The sequence below is a fragment of the Cupriavidus ulmosensis genome (assembly GCF_977008105.1).
Genome location: NZ_CDRMWP010000001.1, coordinates 229550 through 246192 on the forward strand (window position 1 = coordinate 229550; position 16643 = coordinate 246192).

19 protein-coding genes are annotated in these 16643 nt (G+C 69.5%); 11 read left to right on the top strand and 8 right to left on the bottom strand.

The annotated features are described in order from the left end of the window. Nucleotides 1-45: 45 nt before the first annotated feature. Nucleotides 46-273 carry a cysteine-rich CWC family protein gene (locus ACWTPI_RS01020; protein WP_059414823.1) on the bottom strand — a complete coding sequence of 76 codons (228 nt, stop codon included), beginning with the start codon at nt 271-273 and terminating at the stop codon, nt 46-48. Nucleotides 274-640: 367 nt separating this feature from the next. On the opposite strand from ACWTPI_RS01020, the gene argB reads away from it, so the two are divergent. Genes argB through slmA form a run of 3 tightly spaced genes read left to right on the top strand, consistent with a single transcriptional unit; the run spans nt 641 to nt 3315 of the window. Next, complete coding sequence (gene argB / locus ACWTPI_RS01025; protein ID WP_369796926.1) at nt 641-1570, top strand: acetylglutamate kinase; 930 nt, start codon at nt 641-643, stop codon at nt 1568-1570. Between the two features lie 60 nt (nt 1571-1630). Continuing rightward, nucleotides 1631-2623, top strand: coding sequence for a pyrimidine 5'-nucleotidase (locus tag ACWTPI_RS01030; protein ID WP_454730758.1), 993 nt, complete (start codon nt 1631-1633; stop codon nt 2621-2623). Then, nucleotides 2620-3315 (top strand): nucleoid occlusion factor SlmA, encoded by a 696-nt coding sequence (slmA, locus tag ACWTPI_RS01035; protein WP_020205146.1) that lies wholly within the window; start codon nt 2620-2622, stop codon nt 3313-3315. The genes ACWTPI_RS01030 and slmA overlap by 4 nt, the downstream gene beginning before the upstream one ends. A gap of 10 nt (nt 3316-3325) precedes the next feature. On the opposite strand, the gene ACWTPI_RS01040 is transcribed toward slmA, so the two are convergent. The 4 genes from ACWTPI_RS01040 to creB form a co-directional block, all read right to left on the bottom strand. Then, entirely contained in the window at nt 3326-4198 is an 873-nt protein-coding gene (locus ACWTPI_RS01040; protein ID WP_454730759.1) for a DUF817 domain-containing protein, read from the bottom strand. Between the two features lie 7 nt (nt 4199-4205). Continuing rightward, the gene (locus ACWTPI_RS01045; RefSeq protein WP_454730760.1) at nt 4206-4751 is read right to left on the bottom strand and encodes a metal-dependent hydrolase; all 546 of its coding nucleotides are present in this window, start codon (nt 4749-4751) and stop codon (nt 4206-4208) included. Between the two features lie 132 nt (nt 4752-4883). Continuing rightward, nucleotides 4884-6335, bottom strand: a complete 1452-nt coding sequence (creC, locus tag ACWTPI_RS01050; RefSeq protein ID WP_454730761.1) for a two-component system sensor histidine kinase CreC — start codon at nt 6333-6335, stop codon at nt 4884-4886. A 29-nt stretch (nt 6336-6364) separates the two neighbouring features. Beyond that, on the bottom strand, nt 6365-7066 hold the full coding sequence (gene creB, locus ACWTPI_RS01055; protein ID WP_454730762.1) for a two-component system response regulator CreB: 702 nt from the start codon (nt 7064-7066) through the stop codon (nt 6365-6367). Nucleotides 7067-7408: 342 nt separating this feature from the next. Between creB and metX the strand changes: the two genes are divergently transcribed. The 3 genes from metX to ACWTPI_RS01070 all read left to right on the top strand — a co-directional run bounded on the left by metX (nt 7409) and on the right by ACWTPI_RS01070 (nt 10190). Continuing rightward, on the top strand, nt 7409-8581 hold the full coding sequence (gene metX / locus ACWTPI_RS01060) for a homoserine O-succinyltransferase MetX (protein WP_029044061.1): 1173 nt from the start codon (nt 7409-7411) through the stop codon (nt 8579-8581). After that, a complete protein-coding gene (gene metW, locus ACWTPI_RS01065) occupies nt 8578-9189 on the top strand; it encodes a methionine biosynthesis protein MetW (RefSeq protein WP_020205140.1) in 612 nt (203 codons plus the stop codon). The genes metX and metW overlap by 4 nt, the downstream gene beginning before the upstream one ends. Before the next feature lie 167 nt (nt 9190-9356). Beyond that, entirely contained in the window at nt 9357-10190 is an 834-nt protein-coding gene (locus tag ACWTPI_RS01070; protein WP_454730763.1) for an acyl-CoA thioesterase, read from the top strand. A 19-nt stretch (nt 10191-10209) separates the two neighbouring features. On the opposite strand, the gene ACWTPI_RS01075 is transcribed toward ACWTPI_RS01070, so the two are convergent. Next, complete coding sequence (locus ACWTPI_RS01075) at nt 10210-11466, bottom strand: muropeptide transporter (RefSeq protein WP_020205138.1); 1257 nt, start codon at nt 11464-11466, stop codon at nt 10210-10212. Between the two features lie 207 nt (nt 11467-11673). Here ACWTPI_RS01075 and ACWTPI_RS01080 point away from each other — a divergent pair, with 207 nt between their 5' ends. Both ACWTPI_RS01080 and ACWTPI_RS01085 read left to right on the top strand, forming a co-directional pair. Beyond that, entirely contained in the window at nt 11674-12609 is a 936-nt protein-coding gene (locus tag ACWTPI_RS01080) for a M48 family metallopeptidase (protein ID WP_020205137.1), read from the top strand. 112 nt (nt 12610-12721) lie between these two features. Continuing rightward, a complete protein-coding gene (locus tag ACWTPI_RS01085; RefSeq protein ID WP_231586627.1) occupies nt 12722-13195 on the top strand; it encodes an excinuclease ATPase in 474 nt (157 codons plus the stop codon). Between the two features lie 70 nt (nt 13196-13265). Here the strand turns inward: ACWTPI_RS01085 and argC are convergent, their stop codons facing one another. Beyond that, entirely contained in the window at nt 13266-14213 is a 948-nt protein-coding gene (gene argC / locus ACWTPI_RS01090; RefSeq protein ID WP_029044059.1) for an N-acetyl-gamma-glutamyl-phosphate reductase, read from the bottom strand. A gap of 178 nt (nt 14214-14391) precedes the next feature. Between argC and ACWTPI_RS01095 the strand changes: the two genes are divergently transcribed. Continuing rightward, nucleotides 14392-14694 (top strand): type II toxin-antitoxin system MqsR family toxin, encoded by a 303-nt coding sequence (locus tag ACWTPI_RS01095; RefSeq protein ID WP_029044058.1) that lies wholly within the window; start codon nt 14392-14394, stop codon nt 14692-14694. After that, nucleotides 14691-15092, top strand: coding sequence for a type II toxin-antitoxin system MqsA family antitoxin (locus ACWTPI_RS01100; RefSeq protein ID WP_020205133.1), 402 nt, complete (start codon nt 14691-14693; stop codon nt 15090-15092). The genes ACWTPI_RS01095 and ACWTPI_RS01100 overlap by 4 nt, the downstream gene beginning before the upstream one ends. Nucleotides 15093-15116: 24 nt before the next feature. Here ACWTPI_RS01100 and ACWTPI_RS01105 read toward each other — a convergent pair whose 3' ends face one another. Beyond that, a complete protein-coding gene (locus tag ACWTPI_RS01105; protein ID WP_020205132.1) occupies nt 15117-15893 on the bottom strand; it encodes an exodeoxyribonuclease III in 777 nt (258 codons plus the stop codon). A gap of 29 nt (nt 15894-15922) precedes the next feature. On the opposite strand from ACWTPI_RS01105, the gene pyrE reads away from it, so the two are divergent. Next, the gene (pyrE, locus tag ACWTPI_RS01110) at nt 15923-16612 is read left to right on the top strand and encodes an orotate phosphoribosyltransferase (protein ID WP_020205131.1); all 690 of its coding nucleotides are present in this window, start codon (nt 15923-15925) and stop codon (nt 16610-16612) included. Nucleotides 16613-16643: the final 31 nt, after the last annotated feature.

The following is a 16643-nucleotide window of genomic DNA, read 5'->3' on the forward strand; positions in this document are numbered from 1 at the left end:
TCGTTGCGCAATATTTTGCGCGGGGCACCGCGGCAGGCCCGCCGCTCAGGCGGCGCCGGGCGCCGCTTCGGCGGCCTCGCGGCGCCTGGCCAGGCAAGCCGGGCACAGGCAGTGCCGGCCCGGCACGATCAGCCGCGCCGGCAGCAGCGGCTGGCTGGCGCACCAGCACTGCGGCAGGCCGGCCGCGTAGCCGCACACGAAGCCGGCGCCGCAGGCGCTGCAATGCTCGACCGGGCGCAGCTGGCCGGTCAGCACGGTGGCCGGGTCGCTCACGGCGCGGCGCCGGGCTTGCCGGCATTGTCTGCGGTGCCCGGGCGGCGCCTGTCGGTGCGCAGGGCATCGGGTTTGTCAGGGTGCAGGCTCTTTGTCATGCCGCTGTTCTAATGTGTAGCGAGACTTGTGCGCGACCGGCGGGCAGATCGCCGGCTGGACTGTTGCGTGGAGGGGACGTCATGGTGCGCCGCAGGACGCATGTGCCGGCCTTGTGCCCCCGCTGCGCCACGGTCCGCTCGCGTGTGCTCCGGTTTCTTGTAAAATCGGCGCCTGCCGCGGCCGGAGGTGGCTTGTCAGGGGCACGATGCCCATGACGCGCCTGCCTGCCGCCGGCCAGAACCGCCATGATACCTGTTGAATCTCACGGATGTCCCTTGCCATGAACGCCGACAACCCCGGGCCTGCCGCAACTGCGGTGGCCGCCATCGCCCCCGCCCTCAAGGCCGAAATCCTTGCCGAGGCGCTGCCCTATATCCGCAAGTTTCACGGCAAGACCATCGTGGTCAAGTACGGCGGCAATGCCATGACCGAGGAAAAGCTCAAGCACGGCTTCGCGCGCGACGTGATCCTGCTCAAGCTGGTCGGCATGAACCCGGTGGTGGTCCACGGCGGCGGCCCGCAGATCGACGAGGCGCTGAAGAAGGTCGGCAAGGTCGGCACCTTCATCCAGGGCATGCGCGTGACCGACGAAGAAACGATGGAAGTGGTCGAGTGGGTGCTCGGCGGCGAGGTCCAGCAGGACATCGTCATGCTGATCAACCAGTACGGCGGCCAGGCCGTGGGCCTGACCGGCAAGGACGGCGGCCTGATCCGCGCCAAGCGCCTGAAGATGCCGGACCGCGAGAACCCGGGCGCCTTCATCGACATCGGCTACGTGGGCGACATCGAGGCCATCAACCCGGCCGTGGTCAAGGCGCTGCAGGACGACGCCTTCATCCCGGTGATCTCGCCGATCGGCTTCTCCGACGACGGCCAGGCCTACAACATCAACGCCGACGTGGTCGCCGGCAAGATGGCCGAGATCCTCAAGGCCGAGAAGCTGGTCATGATGACCAACATCCCGGGCGTGATGGACAAGGCCGGCAACCTGCTGACCGACCTGTCGGCGCGCGAGATCGAGGAGCTGTTCGCCGACGGCACCATCTCCGGCGGCATGCTGCCGAAGATCTCGTCGGCGCTGGACGCGGCCAAGAGCGGCGTCAACTCGGTGCACATCGTCGATGGCCGCATCGAACACTCGCTGCTGCTCGAAATCCTGACCGAACAGGCGTTCGGCACCATGATCCGCTCGCACTGAGCGGCGTCCGCCGGCCGCGCGCGCCGCGCGCGGCCGGTCCTGCCTTCCTCCCCTTCCCGCGTGCCGACACCCACCCAGACCCCGCGCCCCAGCCTGCGCGGTGCGCGCCGCCGCCGCCCCGCCGGCGACAATTCCGGCCGCACCGTCTGGCTGTTCGACCTCGACAACACGCTGCACGACGCCTCGCACGCGATCTTCCCGGCCATCAACCGGTTGATGACCGCGTACGTGGCGCGCGTGATCGGCTGCGACGAGGCCACCGCCAGCGAGGTGCGGGTGAAGTACTGGCAGCGCTACGGCGCCACGCTGCTCGGCATGATCCGCCACCACGGCGTGGACCCGGCCGACTTCCTGCGTGCCGCGCACGATTTTCCCGAGCTGGCGCAGATGGTGCGCGTGCAGCGCGGGCTGGTCGCGCACCTGATGCGCCTGCCGGGCCGCAAGATCCTCGTCACCAACGCGCCCGCGCAGTACGCGCGCGCGGTGCTGCGCGTGGCCGGCATCTCGCACTGCTTCGAGCGCGTGGTGGCGGTCGAGGACATGTGGGTGCACGGCCACCTGCGGCCCAAGCCCGACCGCCGCATGCTGCGCCGGCTGCTGGCCCAGCACGGCGTGGCGCCGCACCGCGCGGTGCTGGTGGAAGACACGCTGTCCCACCTCAAGCGCTACGCCGGCACCGGCGTCCGCACCGCCTGGGTGACGGGCTATCTGCGCACGCTGGCGCCGTCGCGCCCGCACGCGGTGCCGCTGCCGGCCGATGCCGCGGTGGCCGGCGTGAGCGGCGACGCCGTGCTGCGCAGCACGCTCGATGCCGAAGACCGCCAGCGCGCCGGCCACGCCGCGCAGGAGCGCTCGGTGACGCTGGTGGCGGCCGAGACGCAGGACCCGCCGGCCGCGGCCGCGCAGGGCGCGGCCGGCGGCACCGCGCCCCAGGCGCTGCCCGCTTCGGCGCCGCGCGTGCGCGCGCGCATCGTAAATCGTCCCGGCTATGTGGACGTAAAAGTACAATCCATGCATCAACTCAAACAAAGAATGCGGGGAATCGGGTCATGATGCAGAGCAATGGGCGCCCCTCGGGCGCCGCTTCAGGCAGCAATGCCGGCACCACCGCGGGCACCACCGCGGCCGCCGGCGCGCCGGCCGCGGGCGCCGACGGGGCGCCGGTGCGCAAGCGGCCGCGCCCCGGCGAGCGGCGCGTGCAGATCCTGCAGACGCTGGCCGGCATGCTGGAAGTGCCGCGCGGGGAGAAGATCACCACCGCCGCGCTGGCCGCCAAGCTGAGCGTGTCGGAGGCGGCGCTGTACCGCCATTTCGCCAGCAAGGCGCAGATGTTCGAAGGCCTGATCGGCTTCATCGAGCAGACCGTGTTCGGCCTCATCAACCAGATCACCACGCAGGAAGAGAACGGCCTGCGCCAGGCGCACGCCATCGTGCGCATGCTGCTGTCGTTCGCCGAGAAGAACCCCGGCATGACGCGCGTGCTGACCGGCGAGGCGCTGGTCGGCGAGCACGACCGCCTGCAGGAGCGCATCAACCAGCTGGTGGACCGCATCGAGGCCTCGCTGCGGCAGTGCCTGAAGGTCGCCATCAGCCAGGGCGCCTTCCCGGCCGACGCCGACGTGCCGGTGCGCGCCGCGCTGATCGTGGCGGCGGTGCAGGGCCAGTGGCACCGCTACGCCAAGAGCGGCTTCCGCAAGCTGCCCAGCGAGAACGCCGACGCGCAGTTGCGCGTGCTGCTGGGCTGAGCCGCCGCGATCAGCGCGGCACGTGGATGCTGGCCTTGATGTGCTTGAGGTTGGCCACGATGGTGAAGGTCATCACGATCAGCAGCGACCACGAGCTCCACTTGCCCACGTGCACCGCCGACCACGCGCCGAGCTGGTCGGGATAGCGCCATACCGAGAAGAAGGTGCTGATGTTCTCGGCGATCCAGACGAACAGCCCGATTAGCACGAAGGCCAGCAGCAGCGGCATGCCGCGCTCGCGGTCGAGCGGGCGGAAGCGCACCGTGGCGCGCGCGTAGAGGCCGCAGATGCCGCAGGCCAGGTACCAGCGGTAGTCGCCGATATAGTGGTGCATGAAAAAGTTGGCATACACCAGCACCGCCATCGCGGCCGCCATCCAGTGCGGCGGATGGTGCCGCACGCTGACGCCGAGGATGCGCCAGGCCTGGATGATGTAGCTGCCCACCGCCGCGTACATGAACCCCGCGAACAGCGGCACGCCAAGCACCTTGGTGTAGGCGAAGTCGGGATAGCTCCACGACTGGATGTCGCCGGAAGTCTTGAACGCCTCCAGCGCGAAGCCCACCACGTGGAACAGGCTGATGGCCTTGAGCTCGTCCACGGTTTCCAGCCGCGCCCACACCATCGCCGCCTGGATGGCGAGCGCCGCGGCCAGCAGCAGGTCGTAGCGCGGGATGCCCAGCCAGCCGCCGCGCGGCACCGCGAACACCGCCAGGAAAAACAGCCCGGCGAACAGGCAGGCGCGCGCCTCCTTGATGCCGAAGGCGAGCAATTCGCACAGCGCGCGCCGCGTGCCCGCCAGCGCCAGCGCCGGGCGCGGCGCGGTCAGGAAGCGGTCGATGCGGTTGGTGGCGGCCAGGGCCGCGCCGGTGGCCGGTCTCATGCGCGCCTCACTTGGCCAGCGCGGGACGCCGCGCCAGCCCCGCGCGCTCCAGCCACAGCCGCAGGCCGGCGCCGAGCGTGCCCGCCGCCAGCAGCGGCAGGCCGATCCACAGGCATTCGAGCCGCAGGCGCGCCACGCCGAACAGGCCCGCCGCCGACAGCGGCAATGGCCGCCACGGCAAGTTTACGCGCCGGTCCGTCAGCGGGTAGAACAGCGCCGAGCCGATGCCGCGGTCGGTGAGCAGGTCCAGCAGCGGATGCGACACGGCGCTCGCCGCCACGAACAGGAACGCGATGCCGGGCCGCCAGCCGCGGCGCCGCGCCGCCAGCGCGGCCAGCAGGCCGAGCGCCAGCGCGAAGCCGATCGAGTGCGTCAGGCCCCGGTGGCCCAGCACCGTGTCGTAGCGCGCGCCGGCGTGCCAGACGGCGAGCATGTCCAGGTCCGGCAGCACGCTGGCCGCCACGCCGGCGGCCAGCAGGCCGGCCGGCACGCGGCGCGGGCCGAGCGCGGCCGCGAGGGCCAGCGGCGGGGCGCAATGGAGATAGGTCGGCATGAGCGGCGGTTTCCTTTGGGCTCGGCAATGAGAATGCCGCCAGTGTGCCGCCGCCGTGTGAGGCGCCGCGGAAGCCTGTGTGAAGCGAATGTGTGGCGAGCCGAATGTGTGGCGAACCGGCCGCCGCCGGCGCTATGCCGACGGCAGCGTCAGCGTGGCGCAGGCCCCGCCCCGCGCGTCGTTGGCCAGCGCGATGGCGCCCTGGTGCAGCGTGGCGATCTCGCGCACGAAGCACAGCCCCAGCCCGGTGCTCTTGTCCTGGCCGCCCGGGCGCGGCAGCGAGTAGAAGCGCTCGAACAGGCGCGGCAGCGCGTAGTCCGGGATGCCCGGCCCCTGGTCGGCCACGCGCACGGCGGTGGTGGCGCCGGCCTGCTCCACCGAGATGTCCACCGCGCTGCCCGCCGGCGCGAAATCGAGCGCGTTTTCCAGCAGGTTGGCCAGCGCCTGGCGCAGCAGGAACGGGTCGCCTTCCACGGCCGGGTCCGGCTGCGCGGGCGGCAGCAGGCGCAGCGACAGTTCGCGCTGGCGCGCGCGCGGCTCCAGCTCCTGCAGCAGTTGCCCGATCAGCGGCAGCAGCGCCACGCGCTCGCGCGTCTCCAGGCGCTGGCGCTGCTCCAGCGCGGCCAGCGCCAGCAGCTTGCGGATCATCTGTTCCAGGCGCTGCGCCTGGCGACCGATGTTGGCGGCGAAGCGGCCGCGGTCCGCCGCCGGCATGTCCTCCTGCAGCAGCTCGGCCGCGCCGCCGATGGCCGCCAGCGGGCTCTTCATCTCGTGCGTGAGGGTGTGGATGTAGTGCTCGACGTACTGCTTGTCTTCCAGCCGCGCGCGCATGCCCTGCACCGCGCGGCCCAGCTCGGCCAGCTCGCTGGCGCCGCGCAGCGGCATCTCGGCGCGCTCGCCGGCCGCCACCGCGCGCGCGTAGCGCTGCAGGCGGCGCAGGCCGTGCACCAGCCACAGCGTGCAGGCCAGGCCGATGGCGAAGGCGCCGCCCATCAGCAGCAGGCCGTTGAGCAGGATCTTGCGCTGGCTGCGCGCGATGAACGGCGCCATCGTCACGTTGGGCTTGGCCACGGTCAGCACGCCGATGATCCGGCCGCCGTCGCGGATCGGCGCGGCCACGTGCATGACGGTGCTGGCGTCGTCGTCCGGGTCGGCGCGCGTGCTGCGCGCGCCGTACTGGCCGCGCAGGGTGCGGTAGACGTCGTTCCAGCGCGAGTAGTCGGCGCCTGTCGCGCCTGTCGCGCTTGTCCCGGCGTCGCCGGAGTCGAAGCGCACGATGCCGCGCTCGTCGGTGACGTAGATGCGGTAGCCGACCGCGTCCTTGTGCATGCCCCACACGTTGGCGTCGACCTTGTCCTCGCGCAGCCGCGCCAGGCGCCGCGCGAAGGCGCCGTCGGCGATATGCCCGCTCTTGAGGTCGTCGGCGGCCAGCACCGCGAGCACGTGGGCGGTGTCGACCAGCGTGTCCTCCATCGCCTGCCGCACGCCCGGCTTGACCTCCTGCACGAACACGCGCAGCGTGAGGAAGGCCGCCAGTCCGACGATCAGGAAGAAGCCGAAGAAGATGCGAAGGCCGATGTGCATGCGTGGGCGCGAAGGAGGGGAGAGCGGGATCAGGCCGCGAGCGAATAGCCCATGCCGCGGTGCGTGCGGATCGGGTCGCAGGCGGGATCGAGCGCGCGCAGCTTGGCGCGCACGGTCTTGACGTGGGTGTCGACGGTGCGGTCGATGGTGTCGGCGGCATCGTGCCAGACCAGCGCCATCAGCTGCGCGCGCGAGTAGATGCGCCCCGGGTGTCGCAGCAGCAGCGACAGCAGCAAGTATTCGTAGCGGGTCAGGTCCAGCCACCGGCCGCGCCAGGCCACGCGCGCGCCGTCGGCATCGAGCGTGAATCCTTGCGCGGCGGCGGCGGCGGCTGGCGGCGCTGGCGGCGGTGTAGCGCGCGTGCCGGCGCGGCGCAGGATCACGCGCACGCGCGCGGCCAGCTCGCGCGGCGAGAACGGCTTGACCACGTAGTCGTCGGCGCCGATCTCCAGGCCCACGATGCGGTCGATCTCTTCATGGCGCGCGGTCAGGAAGATCACCGGCACGTCGGAGAACGTGCGCAGCGTGCGGCAGACCTCGAAGCCGTTGATGTCCGGCAGGCCCACGTCGAGAATCACCAGGTCGGGCACCTGCGCGCGCAGCCGCGCCAGCGCCGCACCGCCGAGCGCGCAATGCGCCACCGACATGCCGTCGGTGGACAGCGCGTAGAGGATGGTGTCCGCGATCGCGGCTTCGTCTTCGATGACCAGGATGCTGGGCGGGTTCGTCAAGGCAAGGCTCGCTGGCAGTAGGGACAACGGCGCGGGGCAGGCGGCGCCGGCGCCGTTTGCTCTATAATAAGCGCGTCGCGCCGATTTGATGACTGGCTTGCGGGCGCGCGGCAGCCACGGTTCCCTTGTCGGGATGTCGCGGCGGCCAATATAAATGCGGCTAAAGAGGTTGGGCCGGTACCCTGCCACGCAAGGCACCGGCAAGCGGCGACAAGGCCCGCGCAAAACCCGATTGGCTGCGCCACCGTTCGTGCAAATGCAAATGCAAACCGCAACCGCACGCGACGGCCATGCAAATGCCGGTCGGGTTTTTTTACGCCCGTCTCCCGGCGGGCCCACTTCATGACAGACGTAGCTACGCCTCCTGCCACGCTGGCACCGCCGGCCGATTCGGTCGGCATCGTCACGCCGCGGCGCATGCATTTCCCCGAGCCGCTGAAGCTGCGCAACGGCACCTCGATCGCCGACTACGACCTGATGGTCGAGACCTACGGCACGCTCAACGCCGCGCGCTCCAACGCCGTGCTGGTGTGCCACGCGCTCAACGCCTCGCACCACGTGGCGGGCGTGTCGGCGCACGATCCGCACGACGTGGGCTGGTGGGACAACATGGTCGGCCCCGGCAAGCCGCTCGACACCAACCGCTTCTTCGTCATCGGCGTGAACAACCTCGGCTCGTGCTTCGGCTCGACCGGCCCGATGAGCCCCAACCCGGCCACCGGCAAGCCCTACGGCGCGATGTTCCCGGTGGTGACGGTGGAAGACTGGGTCAACGCGCAGGCGCGCGTGGCCGACCAGTTCGGCATCGCGCAGTTCGCCGCGGTGATGGGCGGCAGCCTCGGCGGCATGCAGGCGCTGGCGTGGAGCCTGATGTACCCGGACCGGCTGCGCCACTGCATCGTGGTGGCCTCCACGCCCAAGCTGTCGGCGCAGAACATCGCCTTCAACGAGGTGGCGCGCAGCGCCATCCTGTCGGACCCGGACTTCCACGGCGGCAACTACTACGCGCACAACGTCAAGCCCAAGCGCGGCCTGCGCGTGGCGCGCATGATCGGCCATATCACCTACCTGTCCGACGAGGACATGGCCGAGAAATTCGGCCGCGAGCTCAAGACCGACGACATCCGCTTCTCGTTCGACGTCGAGTTCCAGGTGGAGAGCTACCTGCGCTACCAGGGCGACAAGTTCGCCGAGTATTTCGACGCCAACACCTACCTGCTGATCACGCGCGCGCTGGACTACTTCGATCCCGCGCTGGCCTTCGGCGGCGACCTCACGCGCGCGGTGGCGCAGACCCGCGCCAGCTTCCTGGTGGCCAGCTTCACCACCGACTGGCGCTTCGCGCCGAACCGCAGCCGCGAGCTGGTCAAGGCGCTGCTCGACAACAAGCGCCCGGTCAGCTACGCCGAGATCGACGCGCCGCACGGCCACGACGCCTTCCTGCTGGACGACGCGCGCTACCACAACCTGATGCGCGCCTACTACCAGCGCATCGCCGAGGAGATTGGCGCATGAACGCCGCTGCCAACCCCAACATCCTGGCGCTGCGCCCCGACTTCCGCGCCATCGCGCGCTGGATCGAGCCCGATTCCACCGTGCTGGACCTCGGCTGCGGCGACGGCAGCCTGCTGCGCGTGCTGCAGGACGAGCTCGACGTGCAGGCCTACGGCATCGAGATCCAGGACGAAGGCGTGCTGGCGTGCGCGCAGAAGGGCGTGCACGTGATCCAGCAGAACCTGGAAGGCGGACTGGCGCTGTTCGAGGACAAGAGCTTCGATACGGTGATCCTGTCGCAGACGCTGCAGACCATCCACAACACCGCGCAGGTCCTGCGCGAGACGCTGCGCGTGGGGCGCGAATGCATCGTGTCGTTTCCCAACTTCGGCTACTGGCCGCACCGGCTGTCGGTGTTCCGCGGCCGCATGCCGGTGTCGGAGGCGCTGCCCTACCAGTGGTACAACACGCCCAACGTGCGCGTGCTGACCATCAGCGACTTCGAGGCGCTCGCGCCCAAGGTCGGGCTGCGCGTGCTGGACCGCGTGGTGATGCACGAAGGCGTGACGGTCAACTGGGGGCGGAACTGGCGCGGCAGCCTGGCGGTGTACCGGGTGTGTGCCGCCTGAGGGCGGCGCGAAGGTAGCATGAAGGCAGCGCGAAGGTAGTGTGACGGCAGCCTGAACGGGCGCGTCCGGCCCTGGCGGCGCGCGCCGGCAGCGCGCGGCGCTTTGGCGTATTATCGAACGACCGTACTTTTTTCGGCATCGATCCAAACATAATACGCAGAGACATCATGACCGCCACCCAAGCCGCCAGCCAGCCCGTCCACTCCTTCGACCACGCGATCGCGCTGGAGCACGCGGGCGGCAATCTCTTCCACGGCCGCACCACGCCGGAGTACTGGAACATGATCGGGCCGTTCGGCGGCATCACCGCGGCCACGCTGCTGCAGGCCGCGCTCCGGCATCCGGCCCGGCTCGGCGACCCGTCCGCGCTGACCGTCAACTTCGCCGGCCCGATCGTGGCAGGGCCGTTCGTGATCGAGGCGCGCCCGGTGCGCACCAACCGCAACACCCAGCACTGGTCGATCGAGCTGCGCCAGGGCGACGAGGTGGCCACCACCGCCACCGCCTTCTTCGCCGTGCGCCGCGAGACGTGGAACTGCGCCGAGGCGGCATTCCCGCAGGTGCCGCCCGCGCAGGCCGTGCCGCCGATGGCGGGCTTCGCGCCGGTGCGCTGGCTCGATGCCTACGAGCTGCGCCCGGTGCGCGGCGCCAGGCCGAGCGCCGAGCCCGGCACCGAGCATCCCGACAGCCTCACGCAGTTCTGGCTGCGCGACGCGCCGGCGCGCACGCCGGACTTCGCCGCGATGGCGGCGTGGTGCGACACCTTTTACCCGCGCATCTTCCTCAAGCGCGCCGGCTTCGTGCCGGCCGGCACGGTGTCGCTGACCACGTATTTCCATGCCGACGCCGCCACGCTGGCCGCGCTCGGCGACAGCCACGTGCTGGGCAGCGCCCAGGCGCAGGTGTTCCGCCAGGGCTTCTTCGACCAGGGCGCGCAGATCTGGAGCCCGCAGGGCGAATTGCTCGCCACCTCGCACCAGATCGTCTACTACAAGCAGTAAGGCCGGCGGCCCCGCCGCGTCAGGCGGCGGCGCGCGCGCTGGCCTCGTAGCGGTGCACGGTGTTGCGCATCGCCCAGAGCAGCGCCACGCCCGGCAGCGCCACCACCACCGTGCTGAGGTAGAACGCCGGCCAGCCGAATGCCTCCACCAGGTAGCCCGAGCTGGGCCCCACGTAGACGCGCCCGACCGAGGCCAGCGCCGACAGCAGCGCGTACTGCGTGGCCGAGAACGAGCGGTTGCACAGCGTCATCAGCAGCGCCACGAAGGCGGCCGTGCCCATGCCGCCGCACAGGTTTTCCACGAAGATGGTGGCGCCCATGCTCCACAGGTGCGGCGGCGTCACCGCCAGCAGCCAGTAGCCGAGGTTGGACACCGCCTGCAGCATGCCGAACAGCATCAGCGAGCGGTACAGCCCCAGGCGCACCATCAGCGTGCCGCCGAACAGCGCGCCCACGATGGTGGCGGCCAGCCCGAGCGTCTTGTTGACCAGCCCGACCTCGCCGGCGGAAAAACCCACGCCGCGGATCAGGAAGGTGGTCGACAGGCTGCCGGCGAAGGCGTCGCCGAGCTTGTACAGCACGATCAGCAGCAGTAGCCACCACGCGCCCGGGCGCGAGAAGAAGTCGCGCAGCGGGCCGAGGATCGCCTCCTCGATGGAGCGCGGCATGCGCGCCGGCGATTCCGCCTCGGGCGCCCACGACAGCGAGAAGATGCCGATGCCCATCAGGCCGGCCATCAGGATGTACATCTGCTGCCAGCCCATCACGCGGTCGGCCAGCCACAGCGCCAGCCCGCCCGAGACCAGCATCGCCAGCCGGTAGCCCAGCACCTTGACCGCCGCGCCCACGCCGCGCTCGGGCGCGCGCAGCACGTCGGTGCTGTAGGCGTCGAACACGATGTCCTGCGAGGCCGACAGGAAGGCCACCAGCGTGGCCAGCGCCGCCAGCGCCCACAATGCCTCGCGCGGCGGGCAGAAGGCCATGCCGGCGATGCCCAGCACCAGCCCGAGCTGCGTGACCAGCAGCCAGCCGCGGCGCCGGCCCAGCAGCGGCGGCGTGTAGCGGTCCATCAGCGGCGCCCACAGGAACTTGAAGATGTAGGCCTGGCCCACCAGCGAGAAGAAGCCGATGGTCTTGATGTCGAGGCCCTCCACCGTCATCCAGGCCTGCAGGGTCCCGGAGGTGAGCGCCAGCGGCAGCCCGGAGGCGAAGCCCAGCGTCAGCATGGCGCCGATGCGGCGGTTGCGGAAAATGTCGAGATAGTCTTGGAAGGTCATGAATCGGCGGCGATGGGCCAGGCGGGGCGCCGTGTATTATTGCATTACGCTGCGGCCGGGCCGGCAGGTGCCGGGCGCTTTCGCGGCGCGACCGCGCCGCCTGCTGCAGACCAGCCTGCAAACCACGTCCGGCAAACCGCTTCCGGGGAATCCTCCATGTCCGATTGCCAGCATTGTCAGAACCGCCCCCGCCAGGCCGGGCTGGCGATGCCGCGGCAGTTCGCCGCGCTGGCGCTGGCGGCCTCGGCCGCGTTCGGCGCGCCGGCGGCCCTGGCCCAGGACGCCGAGCCGGACGACGGCATCCGCGTGCAGCGCGGCGGCGCGCCGGTGCGGCTGATCGTGCCGGTCGAGGTGATCGAGCAGCAGGCCGCGCAGGAATACGAGCAGATCAAGACCGAGGCGCAGTCCAAGCGCACGCTGGCGCCGGACGGCAACCCGCAGCTGATCCGCCTGCGCGCCATCGCCAGGCGCCTGCTGCCGCAGACCACGCGCTGGAACGAACGCGCGCGGCAGTGGAAGTGGGAGGTCAACCTGATCAACTCCAGGCAGGTCAATGCCTTCTGCATGCCGGGCGGCAAGATCGCCTTCTACTCCGGCCTGCTCGACCAGCTCAAGCTCACCGACGACGAAGTCGCCGAGGTGATGGGGCACGAGATCGCCCACGCGCTGCAGGAGCACGCGCGCGAGCGCGCCGCCAAGTCCGAGATCACCAACCTCGGCGCCAACGTGATCTCGCAACTGTTCGGCTTCGGCAACCTCGGCAACATGGCGATCGGCACCAGCGCGCAACTGCTCACGCTGCGTTTCTCGCGCGCCGACGAGACCGAGGCCGACCTGGTCGGCATGGACATCGCCGCGCGCGCCGGCTTCGACCCGCGCGCCGCGATCTCGCTGTGGCAGAAGATGGGCATGGTGTCGAAGGCGCCGGCGCAGCAGGGCTCCGAGTTCCTGTCCACCCATCCCTCCGGCCGCACCCGCATCGCCGAGCTGGAAAAGCATCTGCCCGAGGTGCTGCCGCTGTACGCGCGCGCGATCGAGTCGAGCATGGCGAAGCTGCCCGAGTACCGAGCCAACATGGCCAACCTGGGCGGCGCCCCCGAGGACAGCGGCGACGACGATCGCCAGAAGCCGCTGAAAAAGTAGGGCGGCAAGGGCCTCCGCCGCGCGGCGCATCGCATAGGATGAAGATGTGCGCGGCCCGCGGCGCGGCGCCGTGCCGCCTTTTCTCGTGATGTCACGGAGCAAGGAGCGGGATATGAAACGATGGATGCGGATCAGCCTGATGGCCGGCGCGCTGCTGGCCGGCGCCAGCGCGCAGGCGGCCGACCAGTTGCTCAACCAGCCGATCGACAAGGCGCTGGCCTCGGCCGAGGCCAAGTCGCGCGTGGATCCGTCGATCAGGCTGCTGTTCGGTTTCAACCGGCTGCCCGACGCGCAGGGCGGCCAGACCTACAAGACCGTCAAGCGCATCCGCCGGCCGGTGGACAACAGCGGCGCCACCGGCGCCGCGCCGCCGCCCGGAGACGAGGAACTGTGCGCCACCACCTTCGTGCAGGCCGTGCAGGAGCTGCAGCAGCGCGCCATGAAGGAAGGCGGCAACGCGGTGGTCGACATCCGCAGCAACTGGAAGAACGACGAGACCGCCAGCGACAGCACCTATGTCTGCGCCAAGGGTGCCGCGTATATCGGCGTGGCGCTCAAGGGCGTGGTGGTCCGCACGGGCAGTTGAGTCCGAGCCATGAAAAAAGCCGGCCGAGGCCGGCTTTTTTCATCTACCCCGGACAACCGGACGGCGCCACTCAGGCGCGCAGCCCGGTCGCCTCGTCCGCGCCCACATGCACGTTCATGCATTGCACGGCGGCGCCGGCGGCGCCCTTGCCCAGGTTGTCCAGGCGCGCCATCAGCACGATGCGCTCGGCCGAGCCGAACACGAACAGGTCGACGCGGTTGGTATCGTTGCTGGCCTGCACGTCGAAGAAGCCGCCGTCGAGGTTGGCTTCGTCGCCCACCGGCATCACGCGCACGAACTGCTCGCCTTCGTAGTGCTTGCGGTAGATGTCGGCGATCTGCTCCGGCGTGACCTTGCGCGCGAGGCGGTCCGGGTACACCGGCACCGTCACGGCCAGGCCCTTGAGGAAGTTGCCGACGATCGGGCTGAAGATCGGCGCGTGCGCCAGGCCGGTCTGCACGCGCATCTCCGGCAGGTGCTTGTGCGCCAGGCCCAGCGAATAGGGACGCGGGCTGTTCAGCTTCGGATTACCGCCGGCTTCGAACTCCGCGATCATCTGCTTGCCGCCGCCGCTGTAGCCGGTCAGCGAGAACGCCGAGACCGGGTAGTCGGCCTGCATCACACCGGCCTCCACCAGCGGGCGCACCGCCAGCACGAAGGCGCTGGCGTGGCAGCCCGGCACCGCGATGCGCTTGCTCGCGCGGACCTTCTCGCGCTGGCCGCGCGTGAGTTCCGGCAGGCCGTAGGCCCAGTTGTCTGCGGTGCGGAACGCCGTGCTGGCGTCGATCACGCAGGTATCCGGATTGGTCACGAGCGACACGGCTTCGCGCGACGCCACGTCGGGCAGGCACAGGAAAGCGACGTCCGCGGCATTCAGGAATCGTGCTCGCTCGGCCGGGTCCTTGCGCTTGTCATCGGCGATACGCAGCAGTTCCACATCGGAACGGCCGGACAGATAGTCGAGCAACCGGAGGCCGGTAGTGCCTTCCTGACCATCTACGAACACTTTGAAAACCATGGCGGACTCACTCGGAAATACGAAGGTTCCCATGCCGGAATCGGACGGGAACCAGCATTGTAACTAGGTTGGGATGACGCTGCGGTGTCGATGCGGGCCTTGATGGGCTTTGATGGGCCTTGATGCGGCGGCGCAGCGCGAATCCCTTGATCCCGATAACCTAGTAGGTTAAATTCGCATGGAGAAACATAGGCCGCATTGTCGGCTGTCCGTGGTCAGGACGCTGATCGAGGCGGACCAGGTGCGCCTGACGGCCTCTGCCGCGCGTCATGGCCGCCTGCTCGGGTTCGACCGGGACGGAATCGTTGCCGTGGTTGCCGCGCTGACGCCGGCGGACTTCTACAAGAGCATGACGACCTACGCGAATCACACGGTATGGCAGGACGTCTACCGGCCAGTCACCGCGGCCGGCGCGCTCTATCTGAAACTGACCGTGACCGATGCGGTGCTGGTCGTGTCATTCAAGGAGTGGGAATCATGATCTGTCCGGAATGCGGCGCCGCGGAACTGGTGCACGACACGCGCGACGTGCCCTACACGTACAAGGGCGAAACCACGCTCATTCCGGCCGTCTCTGGCGATTTCTGCCCGGCATGCGGCGAAATCGTGCTCGACCGGGGGCAGGAGGACCGCTACGGCGAAGCGGTGGTGGCATTCAACAAGCAGGTCAACGCCGCCATCGTCGACCCCGAATTCATCGCCGGCGTGCGCAAGCGCCTCGCGCTGGACCAGCGCGAGGCCGCCGAGATCTTCGGCGGCGGCGTCAACGCGTTCTCGCGCTACGAGACCGGCCGGACCCGGCCGCCGCTGGCGCTGGTGAAGCTGCTCAAGCTGCTCGAGCGCCATCCGGAACTGCTGGAAGAAGTGCGCGCCGCGTAGGCGCCGCGCGGAGCCGCCCGTTTCTTACAGCGGGAAATCGTAGTCGATCGACAGCGGCGCGTGATCGCTGAACTTCTCGTCCTTGTAGATCGAGGTGGCGCTGGCCGTGTCGGCGATCTTCGGCGTGGCGAGGTGGTAGTCGATGCGCCAGCCCACGTTCTTCGCGTAGGCCTGGCCGCGGTTGCTCCACCACGTGTACTGCTCGGGCCGCGGGTCGAGCTTGCGGAACACGTCCACGTAGCCGTGCACGTCGAACAGTTCGCCGATCCAGCTGCGCTCCTCCGGCAGGAAGCCCGAGTTCTTCAGGTTGCCCTTCCAGTTCTTGATGTCGATTTCCTTGTGGGCGATATTGACGTCGCCGCACAGCACGATCTCGCGCCCGCTGGCCTTGAGCTGCAGCAGGTGGGGCAGGAAGGCTGCCATGAAGCGGAACTTGGCGAGCTGGCGTTCCTCGCCGCTGGAGCCGGACGGCACGTAGACCGAGATCACGGCCAGGTGCGGATACTGCACCTCCACGTAGCGCCCTTCACTGTCGAACTCGGCGCAGCCGAAGCCCGTGACCACGCGCTCCGGCTTGTGGCGGGTATAGAGGCCGACGCCGCTGTAGCCTTTTTTCTCCGCGTAGTGGAAGTAGCCGTGGTAGCCGTGCGGCGCGAGGAACGCTTCGGTCATGTCGGCGGACTGGGCCTTGAGCTCCTGGACGCAGACCATGTCGGCGTCCTGCTTGCCCATCCATTCGAAAAAGCCTTTCTTGGCCGCGGAGCGGATGCCGTTGAGGTTGGCGCTGATAATCCGTAACATCTCGGGAAATTTGAAATCAGAGAGAAAAGATGACGCAGCAGACGACGCCGCAGCCCGGCGCTGGCGACCTCAGCCAGACTTTCATCCGTTTTGCGCTGGACGCCGGCGTGCTGTCCTTCGGCGAATTCGTGACCAAGGCAGGGCGCAAGTCGCCGTACTTCTTCAACGCGGGCCTGTTCAACCAGGGTGCGATGCTGGGCCAGGTGGCGCAATTCTATGCGAAAACCCTGCTGGCCTCGGGCGTGGACTTCGACGTGCTGTTCGGGCCGGCCTACAAGGGCATCACGCTGGCCTCGGCCACCGCGGTGGCGCTGTCCGGCCTCGGGCGTGACGTGGGCTTCGCCTACAACCGCAAGGAAGCCAAGGACCACGGCGAGGGCGGCACGCTGGTCGGCGCCAAGCTCAAGGGCAAGGTGGTGATCGTCGACGACGTGATCTCGGCCGGCACCTCGGTGCGCGAATCGATGCAGATGATCCGCGCGGCCGGCGCCGAGCCCGCCGCGGTGCTGATCGCGCTCGACCGCATGGAGAAAAGCGGCACCGCCGAGCAGGTCGGCACCCATTCCGCAGTGCAGGATGTACAGCGCGAATATGGCGTGCCCGTCATCTCGATCGCCAGCCTCAAGGACCTGCTCGCCTACCTGGACGCCTCCCGCGATCCCGCGCTGAGCGCCTCGCGCGAGGCCGTGGCTGCCTATCGCCAGCGCTACGGCGTATAGTCTGGGATCTGTTGCCCGCTGCATTGCAAAG